This is a genomic window from Spongiibacter sp. (assembly GCF_041602295.1).
In the GTDB taxonomy this organism is placed as follows: Bacteria; Pseudomonadota; Gammaproteobacteria; order Pseudomonadales; family Spongiibacteraceae; genus Spongiibacter.
On sequence record NZ_JBFIGO010000006.1, the window covers coordinates 68475 to 75575 of the forward strand.

A 7101-nucleotide genomic window follows, 5' to 3' on the forward strand; every position below is an offset into this window, starting at 1 on the left:
ACCAGCGCCAGCTTATCCGAGGTAGCGTTTGCGCCTCGCCGGTTTCATTTTCTCTATGTCCACCAACACCAAGCCATCGATACAGTCGGCAAAGTCGGGGTCGACATTGAAGTCGGCAAAGCTCACACCGCCCGGCTCACAAAGCTCCGAATACTGCTTGTACAAGGTCGGCACCGCGCAGCCCATAGCGGCCAAAGACGCCTTCAAGCGAATGAAATCTTCACGATAGTCCACACCACTGAACGGGCTTTCGAGCGCGTCGCTAAGATAGGGTTTTTTGGCCTTGGCCCAAGCGCGATCATCGGCGAAGTAACAACTATAAAACTGCAGCAACTGGTCTTTTGCCGCCCTTGGCAGTTGATCGCTAAGACTGACCGGGCCAAACAAATAGCGCAGCTGGGGGTAACAAGCCAAATAACGGCCAACGCCCTGCCACAGATAATCCAAGGCATTGCGCCCCCAATACGCAGGCTGCACAAAACTACGCCCAAGCTCCACGCCGTTTGCGAATACCTCACGAGCGGCATCGGGTTGATAATCAAACAAGCTGGCACTGTAGAGGCTCTGCCCCTCCTCCAGGGTGCTGCACTGCTTCAGCCGGTAGGCCCCGACCAGCTCCAACTGGCCGTCATCCCACAATACAATGTGGTCATAAAACGCATCGTAGACGTCGACATCGCGACGGTGACCGCTGCCTTCGCCCACCGCGCGAAAACTGACTTCCCGCAGGCGACCAATCTCGCGCATAACACTGCAGTCACCGCTGTATTGATAGCGGTAAATTTCCATGCCGTCGCGACTACTGCCCAGCCGTTGGCAACTGCGTATCGCCCGCCGCAGTTCCTGTCTATCTTCGGGGTGTGCCACCGGTTGCGCATGAGGCATAAAGCACGGTTCGCCCCGACGTTTGCGCTTTCCCAATTTATAGAGATGCTTCTTAAATGTGCGCACCTTGGCAGCTGCGGTTAACGGCAGCGCCGTGTACGTCGCGGCCTCCACTGCCGGACCTATACTCACCCGCACTGTGCGGTTGTGCTGTTTGAACATTTCGCGAATCAACCACAATGTCGACAGTGGCTTGGCCAGCAGTGATAGCGCGTAAAAGAACAGCGAATTGCGCGCGTTGATATGCACCGGCAAAATTGGCGCATTGGCGCGTTCGGCAAACTTGATGAAACCATTGCGCCAGCGACCATCGCGCACCCCGGCAGGGCCAAGGCGCGACACCTCGCCAGCGGGAAAAATAATCACCGCGCCTTCGCCGGCAATATGGCGATGAATCGCCTGGAGGTTTTCCCGGCGATTGCGCTTACCGCTCATATTGTCCACAGGCAGCAGCATCGAGCGCAGCGGTTTAAGGGCGTACAACACGTCATTCGCCACCACTTTTACATCGCTGCGCACTTCCGACACCAACTTAAGCAAGGCCAGGCCATCGAGACTGCCAATCGGGTGATTGGAAATAATCACGACGCGCCCCGACACCGGTATCCGCTCCTTGTCCAGCGCACTCACGGCATAACCGAAGTCAAAGTACTCGAGCACCTGCTCGACAAAATCCATGCCCTGCAGGTGGGGATAATCTCGTTCAAATTGCTTAAATTCTGCCTCGTGGAACAAATAGCGCAGCAGCGCGGTGAGAGTGCGTTTAATATGGGGGTTGCTACGGGCAATGCGCGGAAAGCGCTGATCAATCACCGCGTCGACAGAAATCATCGCGTATTCCTCCTGTTTAACCTGCGCGCCGCAACGGCAGTACATCTACTGCCGAAGAGTCCGCTATTTGGCCCAACTGCTGCTGGCTTTCCGTCCACTGCAACAACGCCAGTTCGCCCTCATGACTTTCCGTCAGCAAGGTGCAATTTTCTATCCAGTCACCGTCATTGCAGTACAGCAGGCCATCGATTTCTTTAAGGGCGGGCTGGTGAATATGGCCGCAAATCACGCCGTCAAAACCCCGCAGTTTCGCTTCTTTTACCGCCGCCTGCTCAAACACATCGATCACCTGTCTGGCGTTGGGAATACGCTGTTTGATATAGGTGGCCAGCGACCAGTATTGGTGGCCAAAGCGACGGCGGAAAAAATTGGCCCAACGATTCAGAAACAACAGCAGGTCGTAAGCCGCATCGCCCAGCAAGTTTTCCCACTTGCTAAGCTGCATATGCCCATCCAAACAGTCGCCGTGAAACAGCAGCAGGCGCTTGCCTTGTAACGAGGTGTACACCTCTTCCCGACGGATTTCGATAGGGCCAAAAACATTTCCAACGTAGTCGCGAAACGGCTCATCGTGATTACCCGGGATATACACTACCCGCGTGCCCGCGTTCGCCTTATGGAACAGGGTGCGCAGTACCTCGTAATGACTGTCAGGCCAGTACAGGCTGCGTTTCATCGCCCACAGATCGACAATATCGCCCAATAAATACAGGTTTTCGCACTCGACCTTATTCAACAGATCGAGCAGATAGTCAGCCCGGCAATCTTTAAAGCCCAAATGTATATCCGACAGCCATATGGTTTTATATCGTCGTTGCACGGTCACACGGTGACCCCCGCTCAAGCATTTGCGACCATGCTATGGGGCCTGTATGACAGCAAGAGGGCAATTTGACGGCAGATTTGTGACAGCGCTGAACTGGAAGGGGGCTGCTCTGCAGCTAGGCACGCTCTGCACAACCCAGTGATACCCCAGGCGCTACATGAGTCTGTCAGGCAATGCGAAGTTGCGAAGTTGCGAAGTTGCGAAGTTGCGAAGTTGCGAAGTTGCGAAGTTGCGAAGTTGCGAAGTTGCGAAGGAAGGCTGCCTGCCTTTCAAGCAGTTTCAAGAGCCGGCCCCATAAGCTCAGCGAGTGCTTTGGGTAAGCACATACCAGGCCCCGCAGGGCGGGTCTTTTTTTGGGGGGCACTGGACGGCGTTGCCACTCTCGCCAAGGACCACCAGCCTTGGCCTTCCAGCGGCGCCTTGCCCGCGCTAATGTGTTCAACGGCTTAGCGATATAACCTGAAACAACGGCCAGCCGCTCAGCGCCTGCGGCGCCGCGGCGTCAATAAGACAAAGCTATGCCCATAGCCGTTAACCGCCGACATCCTCGCGCATAGCTCGTCGCCACTGGGCAGAACGGGGGCCGCCGAGAGCATCAACGGCCGCCCGGCTGCCACTGCAGAGCTGGCCCCTACTCACCCTCACTGGCACTGGGCATCGTCGGCCGTCGAATTAGCTGCAGCATGCTCTGCTGCACATCGGGGCCCAACAAACTCACCCAGCGCTGGCTGAACACCGTCAGTCGCGGATCGCAGTATATGCGCACTTCTCCCTGCTGCTCGTCTTCGTGCAATAAGCCTTGGGCGATGAGCGTATCGAGATACACCCGGAACAGGTTCTTATCAAAATACTCCGGTGCCTCGCGGCCGCTGACGATGGCCAGGCGCTGGGCCATTTCAATGATGTGACTTTCCACTTCGCTGCGCAGCGCCGGCTGCTCACCGGGCTGATGCACCAGCAGTAAACTGGTCATGGTGTAGCGCTCAAAGGTCTCGCGCAAAATACGGCCCAAGCCGATCAACACCGCATAGGCTTCTGTACCGACCTCGGGGCGCGCCAATACGTCATCGCCTCGCCGCTGCAGCAGTCCCAGCTCAAGCAAATTGTCGATATGGGCGTCAACCAGCGCCGCACCGCTGTCATCATCAACCCGCAGAAACAGCTCGTGCTTAAGAAAGGGCAGCAATTGCACGCACGACTCACGCAGCTCGGCCTCGTTAACGGTTTCACTGTGGCGGAAAAAGCGCGCAATCAAACTCGGCGTTGCCAGCACATGCATCACCGAATTGCGGTAGTAGGTCAACATCACCGCCTCTTTGCCCGTGGCGGTGATAATCGGCCCCCAGCTGTGCTTGATATGGGACAGGCCGGCAGTGCGCGCGGCGGCGTCGAGAATTTCTCTAGCGTTGCCCTGCGGCAAGCTGACATCGTCGCTATAGGGCAGGCGCTTGAGCAGGGCCACAAAATAATCGATCTGCGCCAGCAGCTCCTCTTCAGCCATCGCCCGCTGCGGGCTAGACAGTAAGATCATCGACACCAAGCCGATCGGATTTATGACCGCCGCGGCATTAATGCGCTCCATATTTTCTTGGGCGATATGGTCCACCACCGCCGGCACAAAGCTTTTGTCTCCCGCCTGCAACTTGCTGCGCCACTCCGGCTCAACCTTGCTCAAACAGTCGTCCAAGCTGATCGGCTCGGCAAAGGCGACATGGGGGCTGCCATAGGACGACTTAAATATTCGCGTCGCCTTCAACAGGCCGCTGGCCGATTCACTCTGCTTGGCCGCGCCGCGCAGCTCCTTCATATAGGTGCCGCCCTCCACCAGCTTGTCGTAGCCAACATATACCGGCACCAGCGCTACCTTCCGTGCCGGCTGCGCCAAAAAGCTCTCTACCGTCATCCGCAGCATGCCTTTTTTCGGCGGCAGCAAACGGCCGGTGCGCGAGCGCCCGCCCTCGGGGAAGAACTCCACCGGATAACCGCGCCCCAAAATGACGTCGAGATAATTGCGAAACACCGCGGTATAAAGCGGCTGACCGGCAAAACTGCGACGGATATAAAAGGCGCCGCCGCGGCGCAGCAGCCCGCCCACCGGCCAAAAATTGAGGTTGACCCCCGCAGCAATATGCGGCGGCACCAAGCCCTGGGTGTAGAGACTGTAGGAAATCAGCAAATAGTCCAGGTGACTGCGATGGCTGGGCATATATATCAGCTGCCGGTCATTGGCCGTGCGGCTCAGGCGATCAATATGGTGGAGGCGAATACCGCTGAAGATTTTGCGAAACACCCAGCTGAGAATCAGGTCCAGCACTCGCAGCATGCGCGAATCAAAATTCGCCGCGACTTCATCGGCCATCTTGCGCGCCTGCTTCATCACCTGCGCTTCGCTCAGCGACTTCTCCCGCTGCTGCTCGGCCATTGCCTCACGCACTTCGGGGCGGCGCAGCACCAATTTGATAATCTCCGGCCGCGACAACAGGCTGGGGCCCAGGGCCGCGGTTTTCCGCCGGCTGTAGTAAAAACTCAGCGTGCGGGCCAACAACTCGGCCGCCTTTTCCGGCTCGCGCGTGCGCTCCACCAATTTTTGGAAATTAATCGGCATGGCAAAGTGCAAGATCACATTCTTGCGCTGGGCAATGATCACCATCAATTTACGCAGTGCGCCACCGCGCTCGCCGTCACCGAGTAACAGCTTCAAGAACGACGTTTCCGTACCCGGGTCGCGGCCCCAAAACATCGACACCGGCACGATCTGCATTTCCGTCGCCAGTGTCGCCGCCTCGGCATCACCCAGGCGCGCAATCAGCGCCGCCATCGTCGCCTTGCCGCGTTCGCCACCGCGCTCGCCACTGAGCACCGGCAAATAAAGACAAGCGGCCCGGCTGTCATCGGGCAGCTTGCCCGGTGTGGCGCGCAGCGGCGGCAGGCCCTCGGCCTTGAGCAGGCGCTCCAATAAAAAGCGGTCGGTCCAGCTGTGCTGGCGCAGCACATAACACACTGGCCGGCCGGCAAGAGCCTCACGCAAGCCCTCATCCACTTGCACAATATTTGGCCGCACTAGCGCCAATACCGGCGTCGACAAAAAACGGCAGAGGAGGAAAAACAATTTGGTAAACCAGGGCATGGGTCTATGCGTTCCTGCAGGTATTGCCAGCCATCGGCCAGGCCGTGTCCGGTCGCTATGTGTATAAAAGTTGGCAATTTTACCGTGTCCACGCGCTCAGGTCGCGCATCGACGACAGAAAACTGTATCCCTCCAGCCCCGGCGCGCATCCCGGCGGCGACAAGCGTACAATATCCAGGTGATTCAGCCGCCAAACAGAGATCCTATGCGCCCGCAGCCCATCCCCTTTGACAACAGCTACCAAACACTGCCCGAGCAGTTCTACCACCGCCAGTCGCCAGCCCCCGTGCCAGCCCCTAGTGCGCTGCTGGTCAACGATGCTCTGGCGCAGCAGCTAGGCATTGATCTGGATTGGCTGCAGTCAGAAGAGGGGCTCGCCGTACTGGCCGGCAATGCCATCGCCCCCGGCAGCCAAGCGATCGCCACGGTTTATGCCGGCCACCAGTTTGGCCATTACAATCCGCAACTCGGCGACGGCCGCGCCCTGCTGTTGGGCGAGGTGGTTGACCGCCACGGCCAGCGGCGCGATATACAATTAAAGGGTTCCGGGCGCACGCCCTACTCCCGCGGCGGCGACGGCAAGTCGCCGTTGGGGCCGGTGATTCGCGAGTATTTGATCAGCGAGGCGATGCACCGCATGCGCGTGCCCACCACCCGCGCGCTGGCGGCGGTGGCCAGTGGAGAGCAGGTATTTCGCGAACAGGGCGGTCTGCCCGGCGGCATTCTGTGCCGCATTGCCAGCAGCCATATTCGCGTCGGCACCGTGCAATATTTTGCCGCTCAGGGCGACCACGAGGCGCTGAAAACGCTGCTCGACCACGTCGTGCAGCGGCACTTCCCCCACTGCCGCGACAGTGCAGCGCCCTATGAGGCACTGTTTGCCGCCGTCCTCACTGGCCAGGCCGAACTCATTGCCCGCTGGCAGGCACTGGGCTTTATCCACGGCGTCATGAACACCGACAATATGCTGCTCTGCGGCGAGACGATCGACTACGGCCCCTGCGCCTTTATGGAGGACTATCACCCCGGCACGGTGTTCAGCTCCATCGACCAACAGGGTCGCTATGCCTACGGCAACCAACCGGCTATTGCCCAGTGGAACCTGCTGCAACTGGCCCAGGCCATGCTGCCACTACTGCAAGGCGACGGCGAAGCCGACCTCAAACCCGCTGTCGAACGCGTGCAAACCGTGCTCAATCAGTTCCCCGAGCACTATATCAGCGCCTATCGGCGGCGCATGGCCGACAAGCTAGGGCTGGACGACTGCAGCGACGCCGATGAACAGCTCTACCGCGACTTCCTCGAGCTGCTGCAAGAGCAGCACTGCGATTTCACCCTGAGCTTTCGCAAGCTCTACGACCTCGCTAATCAAGCGCTGCCCATCAACCAGCGCGGCGAGGCCATAGACAGCCTGTTTGAATTCCCCGATGCC

Annotated in this window: 4 protein-coding genes; 1 reads left to right on the forward strand and 3 read right to left on the reverse strand. The window is 58.7% G+C overall.

Annotated elements, in window-relative coordinates; all coding sequences use genetic code 11:
- Positions 1–12 precede the first annotated feature (12 nt).
- From ABYM29_RS02420 to plsB, 3 genes are all read right to left on the reverse strand, one after another.
- On the reverse strand, positions 13–1716 hold the full coding sequence (locus ABYM29_RS02420; protein WP_372861654.1) for a GNAT family N-acyltransferase: 1704 nt from the start codon (positions 1714–1716) through the stop codon (positions 13–15).
- A 16-nt stretch (positions 1717–1732) separates the two neighbouring features.
- Entirely contained in the window at positions 1733–2542 is an 810-nt protein-coding gene (locus tag ABYM29_RS02425) for a UDP-2,3-diacylglucosamine diphosphatase (RefSeq protein WP_372861657.1), read from the reverse strand.
- 631 nt (positions 2543–3173) lie between these two features.
- On the reverse strand, positions 3174–5669 hold the full coding sequence (gene plsB / locus ABYM29_RS02430) for a glycerol-3-phosphate 1-O-acyltransferase PlsB (RefSeq protein ID WP_372861660.1): 2496 nt from the start codon (positions 5667–5669) through the stop codon (positions 3174–3176).
- Positions 5670–5874: 205 nt separating this feature from the next.
- Here plsB and ABYM29_RS02435 point away from each other — a divergent pair.
- A partial coding sequence (locus ABYM29_RS02435; protein WP_372861663.1) for a YdiU family protein occupies positions 5875–7101 on the forward strand: 1227 nt, incomplete at its 3' end.

What these genes read in the sequence shown, in the direction of transcription:
- ABYM29_RS02420 (WP_372861654.1), bottom strand. Translation starts at nt 1,716, where the DNA reads ATGATTTCTGTCGACGCGGTGATTGATCAGCGCTTTCCGCGCATTGCC.
- plsB (WP_372861660.1), bottom strand. Translation starts at nt 5,669, where the DNA reads ATGCCCTGGTTTACCAAATTGTTTTTCCTCCTCTGCCGTTTTTTGTCG.